The organism is Citrobacter sp. CK206 (assembly GCF_030333125.1).
In the GTDB taxonomy this organism is placed as follows: Bacteria; Pseudomonadota; Gammaproteobacteria; order Enterobacterales; family Enterobacteriaceae; genus Citrobacter_B; species Citrobacter_B koseri.
Map to the genome: position 1 here is coordinate 1 of NZ_JAOWGM010000017.1, position 2,946 is coordinate 2,946.

At 53.8% G+C, this 2,946-nt stretch carries 1 rRNA gene; it reads left to right on the forward strand.

Going from position 1 to position 2,946, the window contains the following annotated elements:
- Positions 1–28 precede the first annotated feature (28 nt).
- Positions 29–2,934, forward strand: a 23S ribosomal RNA gene (locus OGX81_RS00645).
- Positions 2,935–2,946: the final 12 nt, after the last annotated feature.

The following is a 2,946-nucleotide window of genomic DNA, read 5'->3' on the forward strand; positions in this document are numbered from 1 at the left end:
TGTTTCACGAAACATCTTCGGGTTGTGAGGTTAAGCGACCAAGCGTACACGGTGGATGCCCTGGCAGTCAGAGGCGATGAAGGACGTGCTAATCTGCGAAAAGCGCCGGCGAGGTGATATGAACCCTTGACCCGGCGATGTCCGAATGGGGAAACCCAGTGTGATTCGTCACACTATCGTTAGCTGAATACATAGGCTAACGAGGCGAACCGGGGGAACTGAAACATCTAAGTACCCCGAGGAAAAGAAATCAACCGAGATTCCCCCAGTAGCGGCGAGCGAACGGGGAGGAGCCCAGAGCCTGAATCAGCTTGTGTGTTAGTGGAAGCGTCTGGAAAGTCGCACGGTACAGGGTGAAAGTCCCGTACACGAAAACGCACAGGCTGTGAGCTCGATGAGTAGGGCGGGACACGTGGTATCCTGTCTGAATATGGGGGGACCATCCTCCAAGGCTAAATACTCCTGACTGACCGATAGTGAACCAGTACCGTGAGGGAAAGGCGAAAAGAACCCCGGCGAGGGGAGTGAAAAAGAACCTGAAACCGTGTACGTACAAGCAGTGGGAGCCTCTTTTATGGGGTGACTGCGTACCTTTTGTATAATGGGTCAGCGACTTATATTCTGTAGCAAGGTTAACCGTATAGGGGAGCCGAAGGGAAACCGAGTCTTAACTGGGCGTTAAGTTGCAGGGTATAGACCCGAAACCCGGTGATCTAGCCATGGGCAGGTTGAAGGTTGGGTAACACTAACTGGAGGACCGAACCGACTAATGTTGAAAAATTAGCGGATGACCTGTGGCTGGGGGTGAAAGGCCAATCAAACCGGGAGATAGCTGGTTCTCCCCGAAAGCTATTTAGGTAGCGCCTCGTGAATTCATCTCCGGGGGTAGAGCACTGTTTCGGCTAGGGGGCCATCCCGGCTTACCAACCCGATGCAAACTGCGAATACCGGAGAATGTTATCACGGGAGACACACGGCGGGTGCTAACGTCCGTCGTGAAGAGGGAAACAACCCAGACCGCCAGCTAAGGTCCCAAAGTCATGGTTAAGTGGGAAACGATGTGGGAAGGCCCAGACAGCCAGGATGTTGGCTTAGAAGCAGCCATCATTTAAAGAAAGCGTAATAGCTCACTGGTCGAGTCGGCCTGCGCGGAAGATGTAACGGGGCTAAACCATGCACCGAAGCTGCGGCAGCGACACTATGTGTTGTTGGGTAGGGGAGCGTTCTGTAAGCCGTTGAAGGTGGCCTGTGAGGGTTGCTGGAGGTATCAGAAGTGCGAATGCTGACATAAGTAACGATAAAGCGGGTGAAAAGCCCGCTCGCCGGAAGACCAAGGGTTCCTGTCCAACGTTAATCGGGGCAGGGTGAGTCGACCCCTAAGGCGAGGCCGAAAGGCGTAGTCGATGGGAAACAGGTTAATATTCCTGTACTTGGTGTTACTGCGAAGGGGGGACGGAGAAGGCTATGTCGGCCGGGCGACGGTTGTCCCGGTTTAAGCGTGTAGGTGTGTGCTCCAGGCAAATCCGGTGCACTTTAACACTGAGGCGTGATGACGAGGCACTACGGTGCTGAAGTGACAAATGCCCTGCTTCCAGGAAAAGCCTCTAAGCATCAGGTAACACGAAATCGTACCCCAAACCGACACAGGTGGTCAGGTAGAGAATACCAAGGCGCTTGAGAGAACTCGGGTGAAGGAACTAGGCAAAATGGTGCCGTAACTTCGGGAGAAGGCACGCTGATATGTAGGTGAAGTGATTTACTCATGGAGCTGAAATCAGTCGAAGATACCAGCTGGCTGCAACTGTTTATTAAAAACACAGCACTGTGCAAACACGAAAGTGGACGTATACGGTGTGACGCCTGCCCGGTGCCGGAAGGTTAATTGATGGGGTTATCCCTCGGGAGAAGCTCTTGATCGAAGCCCCGGTAAACGGCGGCCGTAACTATAACGGTCCTAAGGTAGCGAAATTCCTTGTCGGGTAAGTTCCGACCTGCACGAATGGCGTAATGATGGCCAGGCTGTCTCCACCCGAGACTCAGTGAAATTGAACTCGCTGTGAAGATGCAGTGTACCCGCGGCAAGACGGAAAGACCCCGTGAACCTTTACTATAGCTTGACACTGAACACTGGTCCTTGATGTGTAGGATAGGTGGGAGGCTTTGAAGTGTGGACGCCAGTCTGCATGGAGCCGCCCTTGAAATACCACCCTTTAATGGCTGGTGTTCTAACGTGGGCCCGTAATCCGGGTTGCGGACAGTGTCTGGTGGGTAGTTTGACTGGGGCGGTCTCCTCCTAAAGAGTAACGGAGGAGCACGAAGGTCAGCTAATCCTGGTCGGACATCAGGAGGTTAGTGCAATGGCATAAGCTGGCTTGACTGCGAGCGTGACGGCGCGAGCAGGTGCGAAAGCAGGTCATAGTGATCCGGTGGTTCTGAATGGAAGGGCCATCGCTCAACGGATAAAAGGTACTCCGGGGATAACAGGCTGATACCGCCCAAGAGTTCATATCGACGGCGGTGTTTGGCACCTCGATGTCGGCTCATCACATCCTGGGGCTGAAGTAGGTCCCAAGGGTATGGCTGTTCGCCATTTAAAGTGGTACGCGAGCTGGGTTTAGAACGTCGTGAGACAGTTCGGTCCCTATCTGCCGTGGGCGCTGGAGAACTGAGGGGGGCTGCTCCTAGTACGAGAGGACCGGAGTGGACGCATCACTGGTGTTCGGGTTGTCATGCCAATGGCACTGCCCGGTAGCTAAATGCGGAAGAGATAAGTGCTGAAAGCATCTAAGCACGAAACTTGCCCCGAGATGAGTTCTCCCTGACTCCTTGAGAGTCCTGAAGGAACGTTGAAGACGACGACGTTGATAGGCCGGGTGTGTAAGCGCAGCGATGCGTTGAGCTAACCGGTACTAATGAACCGTGAGGCTTAACCTTACAACGCCGAAG